17 protein-coding genes and 2 pseudogenes are annotated in these 14,758 nt (G+C 70.0%); 12 read left to right on the top strand and 7 right to left on the bottom strand.

Annotation, left to right across the window (positions count from 1 at the left end; all coding sequences use genetic code 11):
- Positions 1 to 272 precede the first annotated feature (272 nt).
- On the top strand, positions 273 to 710 hold the full coding sequence (locus tag EAO75_RS12035) for a hypothetical protein (protein ID WP_003974483.1): 438 nt from the start codon (positions 273 to 275) through the stop codon (positions 708 to 710).
- A 48-nt stretch (positions 711 to 758) separates the two neighbouring features.
- Here the strand turns inward: EAO75_RS12035 and EAO75_RS46540 are convergent, their stop codons facing one another.
- A complete protein-coding gene (locus EAO75_RS46540; protein WP_261989247.1) occupies positions 759 to 1,094 on the bottom strand; it encodes a DUF6087 family protein in 336 nt (111 codons plus the stop codon).
- Between the two features lie 106 nt (positions 1,095 to 1,200).
- Between EAO75_RS46540 and EAO75_RS12025 the strand changes: the two are divergent.
- Both EAO75_RS12025 and EAO75_RS12020 read left to right on the top strand, forming a co-directional pair.
- Positions 1,201 to 1,488: pseudogene (locus tag EAO75_RS12025) on the top strand (XRE family transcriptional regulator); the annotation flags it as partial.
- Positions 1,473 to 2,003 (top strand): GNAT family N-acetyltransferase, encoded by a 531-nt coding sequence (locus EAO75_RS12020; RefSeq protein WP_147995029.1) that lies wholly within the window; start codon positions 1,473 to 1,475, stop codon positions 2,001 to 2,003. The pseudogene EAO75_RS12025 and the gene EAO75_RS12020, both read left to right, overlap by 16 nt.
- 7 nt (positions 2,004 to 2,010) lie before the next feature.
- Here EAO75_RS12020 and EAO75_RS12015 read toward each other — a convergent pair whose 3' ends face one another.
- Together EAO75_RS12015 and EAO75_RS12010 are read right to left on the bottom strand one after the other, a co-directional pair.
- Entirely contained in the window at positions 2,011 to 2,700 is a 690-nt protein-coding gene (locus EAO75_RS12015; protein WP_147995028.1) for a YdcF family protein, read from the bottom strand.
- 330 nt (positions 2,701 to 3,030) lie between these two features.
- Positions 3,031 to 3,883 (bottom strand): annotated as a pseudogene (locus tag EAO75_RS12010) (helix-turn-helix transcriptional regulator).
- Between the two features lie 86 nt (positions 3,884 to 3,969).
- On the opposite strand from EAO75_RS12010, the gene EAO75_RS12005 reads away from it, so the two are divergent.
- The gene (locus EAO75_RS12005) at positions 3,970 to 4,761 is read left to right on the top strand and encodes an SDR family NAD(P)-dependent oxidoreductase (protein ID WP_147995027.1); all 792 of its coding nucleotides are present in this window, start codon (positions 3,970 to 3,972) and stop codon (positions 4,759 to 4,761) included.
- Positions 4,689 to 5,135, top strand: a complete 447-nt coding sequence (locus EAO75_RS12000; protein WP_147995026.1) for an SDR family oxidoreductase — start codon at positions 4,689 to 4,691, stop codon at positions 5,133 to 5,135. The genes EAO75_RS12005 and EAO75_RS12000 overlap by 73 nt, the downstream gene beginning before the upstream one ends.
- A gap of 126 nt (positions 5,136 to 5,261) precedes the next feature.
- Here EAO75_RS12000 and EAO75_RS11995 read toward each other — a convergent pair whose 3' ends face one another.
- Entirely contained in the window at positions 5,262 to 6,605 is a 1,344-nt protein-coding gene (locus tag EAO75_RS11995; protein WP_147995025.1) for a mucin-1, read from the bottom strand.
- A 180-nt stretch (positions 6,606 to 6,785) separates the two neighbouring features.
- Between EAO75_RS11995 and EAO75_RS11990 the strand changes: the two genes are divergently transcribed.
- The 5 genes from EAO75_RS11990 to EAO75_RS45750 all read left to right on the top strand — a co-directional run bounded on the left by EAO75_RS11990 (position 6,786) and on the right by EAO75_RS45750 (position 11,459).
- The gene (locus EAO75_RS11990; protein ID WP_147995024.1) at positions 6,786 to 7,805 is read left to right on the top strand and encodes a LacI family DNA-binding transcriptional regulator; all 1,020 of its coding nucleotides are present in this window, start codon (positions 6,786 to 6,788) and stop codon (positions 7,803 to 7,805) included.
- Between the two features lie 94 nt (positions 7,806 to 7,899).
- On the top strand, positions 7,900 to 9,243 hold the full coding sequence (locus EAO75_RS11985; protein WP_147995023.1) for an ABC transporter substrate-binding protein: 1,344 nt from the start codon (positions 7,900 to 7,902) through the stop codon (positions 9,241 to 9,243).
- A 64-nt stretch (positions 9,244 to 9,307) separates the two neighbouring features.
- Positions 9,308 to 10,306 (top strand): carbohydrate ABC transporter permease, encoded by a 999-nt coding sequence (locus tag EAO75_RS11980; RefSeq protein WP_261989246.1) that lies wholly within the window; start codon positions 9,308 to 9,310, stop codon positions 10,304 to 10,306.
- Positions 10,307 to 10,314: 8 nt separating this feature from the next.
- Positions 10,315 to 11,157 carry a carbohydrate ABC transporter permease gene (locus tag EAO75_RS11975; RefSeq protein ID WP_147995022.1) on the top strand — a complete coding sequence of 281 codons (843 nt, stop codon included), beginning with the start codon at positions 10,315 to 10,317 and terminating at the stop codon, positions 11,155 to 11,157.
- 128 nt (positions 11,158 to 11,285) lie between these two features.
- The gene (locus EAO75_RS45750) at positions 11,286 to 11,459 is read left to right on the top strand and encodes a hypothetical protein (protein WP_187284402.1); all 174 of its coding nucleotides are present in this window, start codon (positions 11,286 to 11,288) and stop codon (positions 11,457 to 11,459) included.
- A 20-nt stretch (positions 11,460 to 11,479) separates the two neighbouring features.
- Here the strand turns inward: EAO75_RS45750 and EAO75_RS11970 are convergent, their stop codons facing one another.
- Both EAO75_RS11970 and EAO75_RS11965 read right to left on the bottom strand, forming a co-directional pair.
- Entirely contained in the window at positions 11,480 to 12,490 is a 1,011-nt protein-coding gene (locus EAO75_RS11970) for a zinc-dependent alcohol dehydrogenase (protein ID WP_147995021.1), read from the bottom strand.
- Entirely contained in the window at positions 12,483 to 12,914 is a 432-nt protein-coding gene (locus EAO75_RS11965) for a tautomerase family protein (RefSeq protein ID WP_147995020.1), read from the bottom strand. Before EAO75_RS11965 ends, EAO75_RS11970 begins: the two co-directional genes overlap by 8 nt.
- Before the next feature lie 124 nt (positions 12,915 to 13,038).
- Here EAO75_RS11965 and EAO75_RS11960 point away from each other — a divergent pair, with 124 nt between their 5' ends.
- The gene (locus EAO75_RS11960) at positions 13,039 to 13,626 is read left to right on the top strand and encodes a TetR/AcrR family transcriptional regulator (RefSeq protein ID WP_147995019.1); all 588 of its coding nucleotides are present in this window, start codon (positions 13,039 to 13,041) and stop codon (positions 13,624 to 13,626) included.
- 94 nt (positions 13,627 to 13,720) lie between these two features.
- On the opposite strand, the gene EAO75_RS11955 is transcribed toward EAO75_RS11960, so the two are convergent.
- Positions 13,721 to 14,398, bottom strand: a complete 678-nt coding sequence (locus EAO75_RS11955) for an NAD(P)-dependent oxidoreductase (protein WP_147995018.1) — start codon at positions 14,396 to 14,398, stop codon at positions 13,721 to 13,723.
- Here EAO75_RS11955 and EAO75_RS45745 point away from each other — a divergent pair.
- Positions 14,397 to 14,621, top strand: a complete 225-nt coding sequence (locus EAO75_RS45745) for a hypothetical protein (RefSeq protein ID WP_187284400.1) — start codon at positions 14,397 to 14,399, stop codon at positions 14,619 to 14,621. The two genes, EAO75_RS11955 and EAO75_RS45745, sit on opposite strands and share 2 nt — an antisense overlap.
- The last annotated feature ends 137 nt before the right edge of the window (positions 14,622 to 14,758 follow it).

Raw genomic sequence — 14,758 nt, 5'->3', positions numbered from 1 at the left:
CGCGGCGGGGCCTGCGCGTCCTAGAAAAGCAGTCGGGTGGAGATATGCATCGCGGTGGCGGAGTGGGCGAGGGGACTGATGACCTGGGTCCTCGACGTGCCCGAGGGGGAAAGCACCGGCGCGACGCGGAGGATTCGAACGAAGCACGCCAGGGACACGTTGTACCAGGTATGCCAGATGCAACGGGTGTACCGAGCGAGCACGAGCCGATCGACCGGCGGATCGACAGCCGGGTCGACCGCCTGCGGGCGGGGWGCAGGAATGGTGGTCGGGTGGGGGTGACGTACAAGTACTTCGGCGCGCCGGACGGCGCCACCGCGGCCCGCGTCCCCATCTCGATGCGTCCCGAGGAACTGGGCGGCGACGAGCTCGGCATGAACGGCATGTTCACCAAGATCAAGCCGGAGACCATGGCCGCGATGGTGCTGACCGGCATCGAGGGCGTGCCCCTGCACAAGGTGCCCCCGCTGGAGCTTGTCGTCCTGCACCCCGACTACGCGGTCGTCAAGCTGCCGATGACGGTCGTCGACCCGCTGCGGGGCATAGGAGAAGAAGCGGTCGGCGCGGCCGCGTTCATCTGGTCGACGGTGCCGGATCGGGGTGGACCCCGGGACGCGTTCAATGTGTACCAACTGCTGCATGAGTGGCAGGACTTCAGCCATCGGTTGCATGAGGCGGGGCATCAGCCTTATTGCCTTGTCTGGCCCTGAGCTGGGGTTTCGTTTGGTGCGGGCGGGGCTTTCGGGTCCCGCCCTTTGTCATGTGTGCCGGGAGCGGCGGCCAGGAGGCAATGAGGGCAAGTAAGCATTGATCCCGCGCAACCACCGCCTCGGCGAAGGACATGCAGGGCGGCGCCCCCGGCACCGGCCCTGGAGACGCCGCCTCGCTGGCCTCCGGGTACGGGATGGCTTTGGCCTCGGCCAGGCTGGCGGCGAACCCGACAGCTCCCAGGTGTGCCCGTTCCAGCGCTCAATGGCGCGGAGCACATCCGGATTCAGATGCGATGCCCTGGGCCCGTCGCCGGGCACGGCTCGCAGGCGGCCAACCCTCGCGTCACGGCGTTCCGCCCAGTCCGTCAGCGGTTCGTCGTCCACCCTGGCGTTCCTCGCGTCGGTGGCGGCCGTCTCAGGAGGGTAGCGGCCACTGTGGGCCCTTCGGGTTCCCGAGCCAGACGACCTGCCGGTCGCGGGAGACGGTCACGCCGAAGCCATGGCACACCGCGCTCTGGCCAGGATCCCGACCACCTTCCGGCGCAACAGGGCCCTTGCGACCGCCCAACTCGCCCTCGCACAGCTCCACCAGAGAGAGGCCGAACAGGCCACGGCCTCAGCCACCGAAGTCTTCACGATCATGGATGGCGCCCCACTGCCCGGCCGTATGCGCACGCTCATGGGCGACTACCACCGGGGCCTGTTCGTCATGGCCCCCTCCGCCTCCTACGCACGAGACTGGGCAGACCGTATGCGAACCGAATGGAGCCGAGCGTGACCGACCTGCGTCACCTCCAGCACGGAAACCTCCCCGAAGGCTTCCAGCAGATACTCATCGACGTACACGCCGACGCCTACGCCGACCAGATGGACGACCCCTTCCACCAGCGATTCCCCTGGTTCGTCGACCACTGGACCGGCATGGACGGCTTCTCCTGCGTGGTGGCGTACGACGAAGACGAACCGGTCGGCTTCGCCTACGGCGCCCCACTCGCACCGGGCCGGGAATGGTGGCGCTCCACCACGTACGAGCCGAACAACGGCTACTCCTCCACCTACGCGGTCTCCGAGGTGATGGTGCGCCCAAGCTGGCGCAAGCAGGGAATCGCCGACCGCCTGCACGAGGCGTTACTCAAGGAACGTACGGAAGACCTCGCCGTGCTACTGGTCGACGTCACACACCCCAAGGTCAAGGCGCTCTACGAGACATGGGGATATGCCAGAGTCGGCGAGCAGCAGCCGTTCGCCGACTCACCGGTGTACGCGGTCATGGTCAAAAACCTTCGAGACTGAGTCCCCGTCAGCCAGTGACGAGACGGCTGTCGAACCCGGCCCGCACAAGTCGCTCGTAAGCGTCATACACATCCGCTGGCACTTCCTGCTCGACGGCGAAGCCGAGCTTCGGATACTCGATCACCCGTTGCAGATCGCCCACCAGCATGTCCACGACGAGCTTCTCGTCGCCGATGGACTTGATGTAATCGTCCAACTCCAGCGGCTCGGAGGCACACACGACGTCCACCTCGGGCCACAGCTTGCGGCAGGTCGCGTACGAGCGGCGCTCCATGTACGGCTTGGAGATCAGCAGCAGCGACTCGACCGCGATGCCGGCCTCGGCCAGCAGCTCGCGGGAGAAGGTGATGTTCTGGCCGGTGTTGGCCGCCTTCGGCTCGACCAGGATCGCCTCTTCCGGTACACCCAGGCCGAGGGCGTGCTCGCGGTAGTGGACGGCCTCGCCGCGCGGGAAGCGGGCCCGGGTGGTGGGGCTGTTGCCGCCGCTGAAGACCACAACCGGGAAGAGGCCGGTGCGGAAGAGGTCTACGGCCGTGGTGGCGACGCCGAGGTCGTGGCTGCCCAAGCCGATCGCCGCCGAGCAGGGCCGCTGCTCGTGGCCCATCTGGTGGTAGTTCCAGATCAGCGTCGCGTCGTGGAACTGCTCGTCGGTGATCTGGCGCTGCTCGTGCTCCGGCACTGGCACTCCCCGGCTCATCCCTGCTGGTCGTTTCGGATGCCCTCGATACTGCGCAGCTCGTGGCTCAGTCCCTACTGGCGGGCCATCTGTGCCGCCTGATCGAGGACGGACAGCCCATCCTTCCGGGTCGCCTCATACGACAGAAGGATGCGTACTCGTTGTTGCCCTCTTTGCTCAGCGCCGTACCCACCCAGAGTCGCGCCCTGGCACGGTCACGAGGGCTCAAGCGCTCGTCCAAGGCGAGGAGTTCGTACTGGCGGGCGGAGGATTCCAGCTGGCCCGACATCTCCCCGACGACGGCGAGTCGCCCCTGCCGGCGCAGGTGTTCCGCCGTGGCCGGCTGCGGCGCTACCGCAGGTAGTCACTGGTCTCGGCGCCAAGTACGTTCAGAAGTGCCAGCGCATCGGCGCCGGACGATCCCGGCGGCGCGGTGAAGAGCACGAGGTACTGGGTCGCGGTCGGTGAGGGTGAGCGTGTCGCAGTCGACGGTGACCTCGCCGACGGCCGGGTGGTGGAAGGTCTTCGTGAGCATCGGGGCGGCCTGTACATCGTGCCGTTCCCAGAGCCGGGCGAAGTCGGGGCTGGCGTCGTGGAGTTCGTCGACGAGGCCGGTCACTGCGGGATCGGTGGGGTAGCGGGCGAGGGTGGCGTGGAGCTGCATCACGACGCTCAGCCGGAACTCGGCGGCGTCGGAGATCCCGTAGAGCGTCGTATCGGCACGCTGCGGCCCGGGGAAGGCCCGGCGTGCGAGGTTGCGGTCCTTGGGGGCGAGCGGGGCGAAGTCCTCCATGAGCGCGGCGGCGAGGTCGTTCCAGGCGAGGACCTCGAACGCGGCGGACATCACGAAGCCGGCCGTCTGCGGCAGCCTCTCCAGGAGCGCGAGGATGCTGGGGCGGACGTCGCGCCGGTGCAGTCCGGTACGGTTCGGCGCGGTGCCGGCGAGGACGTGGAGGTGGTCGGACTCGATGTCTGTGAGCCGCAGCGCGCCCGTGATCGCGGCCAGGACGTCGCCCGAGGGGCGTGGGGCCCTGCCCTGTTCGAGGCGGATGTAGTACTCGGTGGAGATGTGCGCGAGGACCGCCACTTCCTCGCGGCGAAGACCTGGTGTGCGGCGGCGCGGTCCGGAGGGGAGGCCGACGTCCTGCGGGCGGAGCCGCTCGCGGCGGCTGCGGAGGAACGCCCCGAGTTCCTGCTTGTCCATACGCCCAGTGTGCGCGCGGCGCGGCGACGGATCCTGGTACAGCCTGTGCCTGTATCCGGCCCGGGGCCGGTCGGACGCTGGGTGTCATGACGAACCACACGCACACCACCGACAGCGCACCCATCGGCCTGCTCACCGGCAAGGTCCTGTTCATCACCGGCGCCAGCCGCGGCATCGGCGCGGCCGCCGCCCGGCTCTTCGCTGCCGAGGGCGCCGCCGTCGTGCTCGCCGCCCGCGGCACCGACGCCCTCGAGCGCATCGTGAAGGAGATCCGCGCCGAGGGCGGCGTCGCCGACGCCGTCACCCTGGACCTCGCCGACCCCGCGAGCATCCGGGCAGCGGTCGACCGCGTCGAGGAACTGCACGGACGCCTCGACGGCGCCTTCAACAACGGCGCGGTGATCCAGCAGCCCGGGCCGCTCGACACCACCAGCGACGAGGACATCGACGCGCAGTTCGGCGTCAACTTCCGCTCGCACTGGACCGCCATGACCGCCGAGGCCGCACTCATGCGCCGCACCGGCGGCGGGGCGATCGTCAACACCTCCAGCATCGGCAGCCGCCGCGCGAACCCCGTCCTGCCCGCCTACGCCGCCATGAAGCGCGCGCTCAACAGCATCACCGAGACCGCCGCCGTGACCTGGGGCCGTGAGGGCATCCGGGTCAACGGCATCACCCCCGGCGGCACCGCCACCGAGATGATCGACGAGTGGGAGGCGGCGACCCCGGGCATCGTCGAGGCCAACAACGCGGCGACCCCGCTCGGCCGCATGGCCCAGCCCCGCGAGGTCGCCGAGGTGGCCGCGTGGCTGCTCAGCGACCGCGCCTCGTACGTGACCGGCGCGATCGTCCCGGTCGACGGCGGCGCAGGCGCCTGAGAGAGCGGCCCGGGTTCCGGACCGCTTCTTCACGACCCTGTACATGCACGGCGACAGCACTCCGATCACCGGCGAGGCGACCAGTATTCGGTCCCGGACCCGCACGAAAGCTGCGGGACGCCGAAACCCAGGAAATCGGCGAACGAGAGGTCACCGTCAACGCAGTCATTCCGACCGCGACAGACGGCGCAGGCTACTTCACCGAAAGCAACGCCGACGACCCGCTCCGCCGGCTCGTGCAGAACGCCAGCCCCCTCGGCTCACGCATGGGAACGGTCGATGACGTCGCGGACGCGGTCGAGTTCTTCACCGGCGAGCTGGCCCGTTGGATCAGCGGACAGCAGTTGCTCGTCAGTGGCGGCGCGTTGAGCTGATCATGCGCCGGCCCATTCCTGGGAGTCATCTGACTGACGCCATTTCATGGTGTGCGGACAGGGCTTTCGGGCTCCGCCCTTGTCATCTGGGGATGCCGTCGGGTGCCGTCGTCGTCGTGGGGACTTTCACTGCGGCCTCGCCGGTCCGGGCCATACGGCGGAGGCGTCGTCGCGGTCGGGATCCGGTAGGCGGACGGGGCGGACGGGGATGGTGCGGGTGCGTCCTTCCGTCACCGCCGTCCAGCGGGCGAGGTGGCCCGAGTAGCACAGGGTGGTCAGGACGAAGACGCCGTCGGCGTAGACCTCGACGTACTCGCCGACGGTGAGAATCCGCAAGGTGGATGCCGGCTCGGTCAGGACGGTCTCGCCCAGCGGTACGCCGGCGGGGCCGGTGATCCAGAGGTTCTTGCCGTCGCAGCCGACGACGAGGGCGGGGCCGTCGTCCCCGGTTCGCAGGGTGATCTCGACGCGCCCGCAGACGCCGATGTCGCCGACCGCGTGCAGGACCGGCTCCTGCGTCTCCTCACCGAGCCAGGCGTTCAGGCCGGGCCACCATTGCAGACGGGGCGCCGAATCCTCCGGCACGACAAGGGACTTGGGCTGGGCGAGCATGCCGCGGCAGCGTTCACCGGAGTCAGTGAGATCGACGCGGCGCGGGGTGGTGTGCAGGACGACACGGGAGCCGTCGGGAGCGGCGATGACGCGCGGGGCGTAGGAGCCGGTCGGGCCCAGCGGACCACGGCGGGTCCACGGCCCCCTCAGCCTCGGCGCGGTCCATGCCTCGAAGCCACGTGTCGCACCGATCGATCCGATCAGCAGCCAGCTGCCGTCGTCGAGGCGTTCCAGGACCGGGCACTCCAACTCGTCCACGTCGCCCGGTGAGATGAGCGGCGGGTGCACGGTCCAGTGCTCCAGATCGTCCGAAGTCGCCCAGGCGACACAGCCGCTGTCCTCGACGGGCAGGGAGGCGTCGGCGGCGCAGACGACCATGACCCAGCCGTCCGACTCGTCGTCGCGCACGACGAACGGGTCCCGCCAGCCCATGCGTTCGCCCGTGCGGTACCAGCGGGCGTCCGCCTCGACGACGGGCCCGGTGCCGTGCCGGCGCCAGCCGGTGCCGTCGGTGCGGTCGGAATAGGCCAGTCCGACGGACTGGAGCGGCCAGCCGCCTGCCGTCAGTGCGCTCACTCCCGTGTAGAACATCGCCGTTCCGGCGTCGTGGCGTATGGGGTGCATGGTCCACACGGCCTGCTGGTCGAAGCGACCGGGCAGGCCGTTTCCGAAGGCAGTGCCTTCCGGCTTCCAGCGGACCAGGTCGGTGGAGGTGGCCCTGCCGTACGAGGTCTCCATCCTCAGGTGGTCGAACTCAGCCGTCCACGGGCCCTGCAGGTGCAGCACCGTGTAGGTGCCGTCGTCATCGCGGAGCAGGGCGAAGTCGTTCACGCAGAGGCCGGGCGGGGCGTATCGCATGCGCAGTTCCTGTCGGCTCGCAGCGCTCAAACGCGTGCGCTGACCATTGACCTCGAAGGTCTCGCTTAAGAATCGGCCCAAGTAAAACCGAACGCAAACGCTTGCGCAACAACGAAGCCGGGTTTACGGTCACGTCACCTCCAGCTCACACCGACGTGAAACCGACGGGAGAAGAACGCTGTGACCGTCAGCATCACCGATGTCGCGCGCGCCGCAGGAGTCTCGGCGTCCACCGTGTCCCGCGCCCTGCGCGGCCGGGCGGGCGTCTCCGACGAGGTGCGCGCTCAGATCACGGCCGTCGCCGCACAGCTCGGCTATACGGCATCCCGCTCGGCGTCCAGCCTGGCCAGCGGGCGCACCTTCACCATCGGGGTCGTGGTCCCGTACGTGGGCCGCTGGTTCTTCGGCACCGTGCTGGACGCCGCCGAGCACGTGTTCAGCGCCGCCGGGTACGACGTCCTGCTGTACAACCTGGGCTCGCCGGAGACACGCAAGCGCTTCTTCACCAACATGCCGGTCCGCAAGCGGGTGGACGCCGTGCTGTCGCTGCTCATCCCCGACGAGGAGGAGTCGGCCGCGCTGCGTTCGCTCGGCGTGCCCCTGGCCAGTACGGTCGGCGGCGCCCGGCCAGGCTTCACCGTGGTCGGCATCGACGACCGGGCCGGCGCGGAGAGCGCCGTACGGCATCTGGTGAACCTCGGCCACCGCCGGATCGGCATGATCAGCGGGTCCAGCGGGCCGCAGCACTGGACCACACCCGTCGCGCGCCGCCAGGCGTACCTGGACGTGCTGGCCGACGCCGGGATAGAGCACGACCCGGCCCTGGAGGCGGACGGCGACTACACGGTCGAGGGCGGCGAGCGGGCCATGACCGCACTGCTCGCCGCCTCCCGGCCTCCGACGGCCGTGTTCGCCCAGTCCGACGAGATGGCGATGGGCGCGCTGCGTGCCCTGCGGCGGCACCGGCTGAAGGTGCCGGACGACGTATCCGTGGTCGGCTTCGACGATCACGAACTCGCCGACGTGATCGGGCTGACCACCGTCGCCCAGCCGGTCGCAGGGCAGGGCGCCGAGGCCGCCCGGCTGCTGCTGCGGCAGCTCGACGAGCCGGGCACCGAGCGATCCGGGCACGTGCAGATGCCCATCCGTCTCGTCCTGCGCGAGACGACCGCCCCGCCACGCCCGCGCGGACCCCAGTAGCTCCTCTACGGCCGTCCAGGCCCCACGGCTCCACTCCCCACGCCGGAAAGCCCCAGCGCACCACGAACCCTCGCACCGCACGGAGGCATCAACCATGAGCTCGACCAAGAGAAGGCACCGCCGCACGGCCTGTACCGGACTGGCCCTCGTCCTGCCCCTCGCGGCCCTGGCCGCCTGTGGCGGCGGCAGCGGCGGCGACACCTCCGCCGCGGCGGGCAGCGGCAAGGGCACGATCAAGGTCTGGGCCCACCAGGGACAGAAGAGCGAGGACACCGCGCTGCAGAACGCGGTGAAGTCCTTCAACTCCTCCCAGGACAAGATCAAGGTCGAGCTGAAGCTCATACCGGGCAACGACTACACCAAGACCATCACCGCCACCGACGCCTCCCAGCTGCCGGACGTGATGGAGTTCGACGGCCCGACCATGGCGAGTTTCGTCTACAACAAGAAGCTCGCCGCGATCGACGGATACGTCTCGTCGAAGACGCTGGCCAACGCCACCGCCGCCGGCAAGGCGCAGGGCGAGATCAACGGCAAGCACTACGGCCTGGGCATGTACGACTCGGGCCTCGGCATCTACGGCAACAGGAAGCTGCTGGACGCGGCCGGCGTGAAGTACCCGACGGGCCTGTCCGACGACTGGACGGCGGAGCGGTTCACTGCCGCGCTCAAGGCGCTGGGGGCCAAGGACTCCGACGGCAGGACGCTCGACCTCCAGGAGAACAACGGCCTCGCCACCGAGTGGGGCACCTACGGCTTCTCCCCGGTCGTCTGGTCGGCCGGCGGCGCCCTGCTGAAGGACGGCAAGGCCGAGGGCGCCCTCGACTCCCCGGCCGTGGTGAAGGCGATGAAGACCGTCCAGTCCTGGAAGACGTACGTCGACCCCAACACCGACGGCAACGCCTTCGCCAAGGGCCGCGTCGCACTGAGCTGGGTCGGCCACTGGATGTACCCCGCCTACAGCAAGGCCCTCGGCAAGGACCTCGTGGTGCTGCCGCTGCCCGACTTCGGCAACGGGCCCAAGACCGGCCAGGGTTCATGGGCCTGGGGCATCGGCGCGGGCTCCGAGAACGGCAAGGCCGCCGGCGCGTTCCTCGACTACCTCCTCGACGACACCAACGTCACCGCGATGACGACGGCGAACGGCGCACCCCCGGCGACGAAGTCCGCGCTCGCCGCGAGCCCCCTGTACCAGCAGGGCGGCCCGCTGCAGCTCTACGCCGACCAGCTCGCCAAGCCGTGCGGCGACAGCGACATCACCAAGTCGTGCGTCGCCGTGACCCGCCCGGTCACCGCCGGATACCCCACGGTCACCGCCAAGTTCGGCGAGGCCCTGAACTCGATCTACGGCGGCGGCGACCCGAAGAGCGCCCTGGCGAAGGCCGCCCGCGCCATCGACCAGGACTTCTCCGACAACGCCGGTTACAAGATCCCGTAGGACCGTGTCGGCCGCGGCGGGCACGCGCAGACGCTGCCCGCCGCGCCGGGAACAGGACTCCCCCGTGAACATCGTGGAACCCGCGCACACCGCGGCCCCTGACCGGGAGCGGACCCCGTCCATGACCGCCGAGAAGACCGCTCGGCCGACGCGCCGCCGGCCCAGGAACCGCGACCGGCTGCACGGACTGCTGATGTCGGTGCCCGCCGTCGCCGGGCTCATCGCCTTCGTCGGCATTCCGTTCGGTTACGCCGTCGTCCTCTCCTTCTACAACGTGCGCCTCGGCTCCCCGCTCGCACCGACCTTCTTCGGCCTGGAGCAGTACCGGCGGCTGTTCACCGACCCGGACCTGTCCGGCCCGTTCCTGCGGGCGCTGCTCAACAACCTGACCTTCGCCGTGGTCGTCGTGCCGCTCCAGACGGGCCTGGCGCTGGCCCTGGCCATCCTGCTCAACCGCAAGCTGAAGGCCATCGGCCTGTTCCGCTCGCTCTTCTTCATGCCGGTCGTCTTCCCGATGACGCTCGTCGCCGTGATCTGGCGGCTCATCCTGGCCCGCAGCGACCAGGGTCTGCTCAACTCCGCGCTGCACGCGGTGAGTTTCGGCAACTGGGGGGCCTTCGACTGGCTCGGCGACGGCGCCACCGCGATGGCCTCGATCATCGTGCTGTCGGTGTGGCAGGGGGTGGGCTTCCAGATGGTCATCCTGCTGGCCGGCCTCCAGCAGATACCCGGCGAGCTCTACGAGGCCGCCGAGCTCGACCGGGCCACGCGTTGGCAGCAGTTCCGCCACGTCACCCTGCCCGGCATCCGCGGCACCCTCGTCTTCGTCGCGCTGCTCACCTCGGTGCTGTCCTTCCGGGTCTTCGACCAGGTCTACGTCCTCATCCACGGCGGCGGCCTCGACGAGGACGCCACCCGCACGGTCATGTACCAGGCCGTCACCACCGCCTTCGACCAGAACAACATCGGCCAGGCGTCCGCGATCACCGTCGTCTTCTTCCTGATCGTCGTCGCCCTGACCCTCATCCAGCGCCGCGTCGTCCGGCCCGACAACGAGGACTGACACCGACCATGGCCACGACCCGCGCCCCCCTGCGCCGCGCCGCCGACTACGCAGTCCTCAGCGTCCTGGCGTTCATCTTCGTGCTGCCCGTCCTGTATCTGCTCCTGGGCAGCCTCAAGCCCTCCGACGAGGTACTGAACGGCCTGACCGGCTTCCTCCCCGACCACCTGTCCTTCGACAACTACGCGCATGTCCTGGACGCCCTCAACTCCGACAGCACCGGCTACTTCTGGCGCTTCATGGGCATCTCGCTGCTCGTCGCGTTCGTCGTGGTGACCGGCGGCCTGTTCGTCAACTCGATGGCTGCGTACGGCATGTCACGGCTGAAGTGGCGCGGCCGGGAAGCCGTCTTCACCCTTGTCCTGCTCCTGATGCTGGTGCCGTTCGAGTCGGTGGCTGTGCCGCTCTTCTACATGTTCAACGACCAGCGCAACACCCTCTACATCCAGGCGGTCCCGTTCATCGCCAACGCCTTCTCGATATACCAGTTCCACACGTTCTTCCGCTCGATCCCGCCGAGCATCGAGGAGGCTGCCCGGCTGGACGGCGCGGGCCCCTGGCGCACCTTCTTCGCGATCATCGTCCCGATGTCCAAGCCGGCGTTCGCCTCGGTCGCGATCCTCACCTTCCTCACCCAGTGGGGCTCCTTCCTGTGGCCGGTCCTGATGGTCTCCGACCCCTCCGTGCGCCCCCTCCCCCTGGAGATGAGCGTCTTCCAGGGCCAACAGCCCCCGGACTGGGGCCAGATCCTCGCCTTCGGCGTCCTCCTCGTCCTGCCCGTCCTGATCGTCTTCGCGTTCTTCCAGAGGTGGTTCGTGCAGGGAGTGGCCAGCTCTGCGGTCAAGGGGTGAACGTGGCGGGCGGGGTTTCTCGAACCCCGCCCTTCGTGTTGCGCCGGCGTCCTGGACAGGCCGCATTTGAACGTGTTCAAATTGCGGGGTGCGGAGACGAGAGCCGTACCGGAGCCGGGGAGGACGCTTTGGGGTCGGGTGCGGGTTTCATCGTCTTCGCGGTGTTCTTCTTCTACCTGCTCCTCATGGGGCCGTTCTGCGTCCTCATCGGCTCGCGAACGTCCTCGCGCATGGGCTGGCTGATGTCGGCGCCCTTGATCTTTCTGCCCCTCGCCCTGCTGGTCGGCTTTCTGATTCCCTGAGCGGCCGGGAGCGCGTGCGGTCAGACCTCGGACCGTACGAACACCGGCTTCAGGTGCTTCTCCGGGAGTGCAGTCGGCAGGTCCTCCCAGTCGATGACGTGGGAGACCACCTTCTCCGGGGCGACCTTGCCGGACGCGGCCAGGGTCAGGGCGGAGGGGATGTGGGCTCGGACGTTGTCGCGGGCGATGCGCAGGGTGATGCCGGTGAGGTACATGTCGAGGAGGGGGAGTTCGCCGGGGCGGAAGTGGTTGCCGGCGCTCTCGCAGATGCCCTCCGGGGTCAGGCACTTGACGGTCAGGGCGAGTTGGTCGACGCGGCCGGTGGCCTCCACGGCGATGTCGAAGCCCTGGGGCAGCGGGTCGAGAGACTCGGTCGTGTCGGCGCCGTACCCGCGCGCGATCGTGCGGTGGTCGGGGTCGGGGTCGACGTAGAGGACGTCCGAGGCGCCCAGCGCGCGGGCGATGTCGCAGACGTACAGGCCGATGCTGCCCCGGGCGACGACCAGGACCCGGGCGCCGGGGCGGGACTCGAGGTGTGGGGCGACCAGACGCCAGGCCAGGGACCAGTTGTCGCTGGCCGAGGCCATGGCGACCGGGTCGAGACCGGCGGGCAGGGGGACGAGCATGGCGTCGGCGTAGGGGACCCGGACCAGGTCGGAGAAGAGTCCGCCCCAGGTGCCGCCGATCGGGGCGCCGTACATCGCCATGTAGGGCACGGTGGCGCAGTGCGCGGTCAGTCCGGCGCGGCAGCGGTCGCAGGTGCCGCAGTTGATGGACCAGGGGACGACGACCAGGTCGCCGGGGGCGACTGTGGTGACCGTGTCGCCGACGTCCACGACCCTTGCCACGCATTCGTGGCCCAGGGCGAACGGCGGGTCGACGAAGCCGTGTCCCGCCAGGATCGCCGAGTCCACGTCGCACGGGGTCGCGGCGACCGGCGCGACGATCGCCTCGGCGTCGGAGTCGAGCTTCGGGTCCGGTGCCTCGCGCCACTCGACGGTGCGCCGGGCCACGTAGGTGAGTTCACGCATCAGTCCGCTGCCCCTTCGCCAGGGCGACCAGGTCGGCGTGGCGGATGACGGAGCCGCCCGCGCCCCAGGTGCCGTCGGGCTGTTCATGCACCAGCACCCACACCCGCAGGGCCTCCTCGGCGGCAAGGCCGGCGGCCGACAGAACGGTCTTCGTCACCTCCTCGACCAGGCCCGCCCTGCGGCGCTCGGAGAGGGCACCCTGCGGCACGGTGACCTCCACCAGGAAGCGCGGCCTGTCGTCCTCGGCGGTGATCTGGGCACCGGGTGGCAGTTCGACGAGGTAGCTCCATGCCTGGGCGCGGAAGAACGCCGTGTCGGGCGCTCCCTCCCAGCGCAGCAGTACGGCGGCCAGGTCGCGCTGGACGCTTTCCAGGCCCTGGTCGGTCAGGGCACCGGCCGGAGCCGTGAGCCGGATCATCGGCATGGGCACACCTCTTCCTTCTTCGTCCCGTGCGCGGACGGCAACGGTCTATGACAGTCGTTATAGACGGCGGCCACGCTAGACTATGACGGTCGTTATAGCCAGTGGGTCAGAAGGGACCGCGTACGTGAGCAAGCCCAGCCCGACGGCCCGGGAGCGGATCGTGGCCGGCGCGGCCGACATGATCAGCCGGCGCGGTCTGAACGCGACGAGCATCCGCGAGATGGCCAAGCACGCGGGCGCGCCACTCGGCTCGACGTATCACTACTTCCCGGACGGCAAGCAGCAGTTGGCGACCGAGGCCGTGCGCCACACCGGCACCTGGGTCGCCCGGAGCCTGCGCAAGGAACTCGATGCCGGGCCGGTCGCCGGGTTGCGCGCGTTCCTCGGACTGTGGCGCAAGATCGTCGTCGACACGGACTTCCGGGCCGGCTGTCCCGTGCTCGCCGTATCCATCGAGGAACCGCCCTCCGACGAGACGCCCGCCGCCCTGCTGGCAGCCGCCGAGGTCTTCGACGAGTGGGAGGGACTGCTCGCCGGATCGCTGCGCGAGCACGGCGCCGAGCCCGAGCAGGCGGCGCAGCTGGCGACCCTCGTCGTCGCGGCCGTCGAGGGGACTGTGGCGATGTGCCGTGCCAAACGCAGCACCGAGCCCCTCGACCGGACCGCCGCGCAGTTGCAGGCGCTGATCCTGGCCGCGACCAGGGACGGATGAGGCTCGCTCGGGCGGGCGTTGCGGCAGACGGGTACCCGAGTGCCGTCCGCCCCCTGACCACGGGCCCGACATCCGACGGCTGCCACATCCACGGTCACGTCGATGTCCGGTGGACGACCGTGATGTGGCGCTCCGTGCCGGGGGTCTCGACTTCGTCGACCAGCGCCACCGCCAGGTCCTCCGCGCTGATCCACGACCGGCCGTCCGAGTCCGTGAGCAAGGTGTCGGTGCCCCGCCGGTAGCGGCCGGTCCGCTCGCCGGGTTCGAGCAGGGCGGGCGGGCTCAGGTAGACCCAGGCGGCGTCGGCGTGGGCCCGGCAGGTCCTCAGCTGGGCGATTCCGGCGAGCGCCACCGCCCGGTACTCGGCGGGCACATACGCCCGGTTGTCGGCCACCGGCAGGTCGGGGTCCTCGGGGCTGCGCAGGGCGCCGGCACCGCCGACCACCAGCACCCGCGTGCCGAGACGGGCGGCGGCGTCCAGCAGCGTGCGGGTGGCGTCGACCAGGAACTCGCTGTCGGGCGGGAAGGTCCGCACGGACAGGACGACGGCGTCCGGGGCGCCCGTCGGGGCGGAGGTGGAGAGTGCCTCGCGTACGGCGTCCGGGTCGCTCGCGTCGACCGCGAGCGGGGTCACGTTCGGGTCGCCGTCCCGGGGCTTTTCGGCATCCCCGGGTTTCCGGGACAGGGCGAGCACCCGGTGTCCCCGCGCGGCCGCCTCGGCGATCACCCGGCTGCCGACCATGCCGGTGGCGCCGAGCACGGCGATCGTCATGCGCGGCATCGTCGAAACCGCCGTCGTCGAAACCGGCGTGGCTGAAACTGCCGTCACCGAAACCGCCGTCACCGACGCCGTGACCGCCGCCTCCGTGGTCGCCGCCTCCGTGGCCGTCAAACCCGTGGCCACCTCCAACGCCATCGTCGAAACCGCCGTCGCCGAAGCCGTGGCCGTCGAACCCGTGGCCACCTCCAACGCCATCGTCGAATCGCCCAGCTGAGGACCTGCCGGGCCCACGCCGACGCCGCCTGGGTCTACCTGAGCCCGCCCGCCCTGCTCGAACCCGGCGAGCGGACCGGCCGCTACCGGCGGGGCACCGACACCTTGCTCACGGACTCGGACGGCCGGTCGTGGATC

Origin of the sequence: Streptomyces sp. UW30, assembly GCF_008042075.1 — a bacterium.
Taxonomy (GTDB): Bacteria; Actinomycetota; Actinomycetes; order Streptomycetales; family Streptomycetaceae; genus Streptomyces.
Note: the sequence above shows the minus strand (reverse complement) of the source record. Positions and strands in the feature narration are given on the sequence as shown.

Coding starts and splice junctions, on each gene's coding strand:
- EAO75_RS12020 (WP_147995029.1), top strand. CDS start 1,473: ATGGAGCCGAGCGTGACCGACCTGCGTCACCTCCAGCACGGAAACCTC.
- EAO75_RS12015 (WP_147995028.1), bottom strand. CDS start 2,700: ATGAGCCGGGGAGTGCCAGTGCCGGAGCACGAGCAGCGCCAGATCACC.
- EAO75_RS12005 (WP_147995027.1), top strand. CDS start 3,970: ATGACGAACCACACGCACACCACCGACAGCGCACCCATCGGCCTGCTC.
- EAO75_RS11995 (WP_147995025.1), bottom strand. CDS start 6,605: ATGCGATACGCCCCGCCCGGCCTCTGCGTGAACGACTTCGCCCTGCTC.
- EAO75_RS11985 (WP_147995023.1), top strand. CDS start 7,900: ATGAGCTCGACCAAGAGAAGGCACCGCCGCACGGCCTGTACCGGACTG.
- EAO75_RS11975 (WP_147995022.1), top strand. CDS start 10,315: ATGGCCACGACCCGCGCCCCCCTGCGCCGCGCCGCCGACTACGCAGTC.
- EAO75_RS11970 (WP_147995021.1), bottom strand. CDS start 12,490: ATGCGTGAACTCACCTACGTGGCCCGGCGCACCGTCGAGTGGCGCGAG.
- EAO75_RS11965 (WP_147995020.1), bottom strand. CDS start 12,914: ATGCCGATGATCCGGCTCACGGCTCCGGCCGGTGCCCTGACCGACCAG.
- EAO75_RS45745 (WP_187284400.1), top strand. CDS start 14,397: ATGCGCGGCATCGTCGAAACCGCCGTCGTCGAAACCGGCGTGGCTGAA.
- EAO75_RS11955 (WP_147995018.1), bottom strand. CDS start 14,398: ATGACGATCGCCGTGCTCGGCGCCACCGGCATGGTCGGCAGCCGGGTG.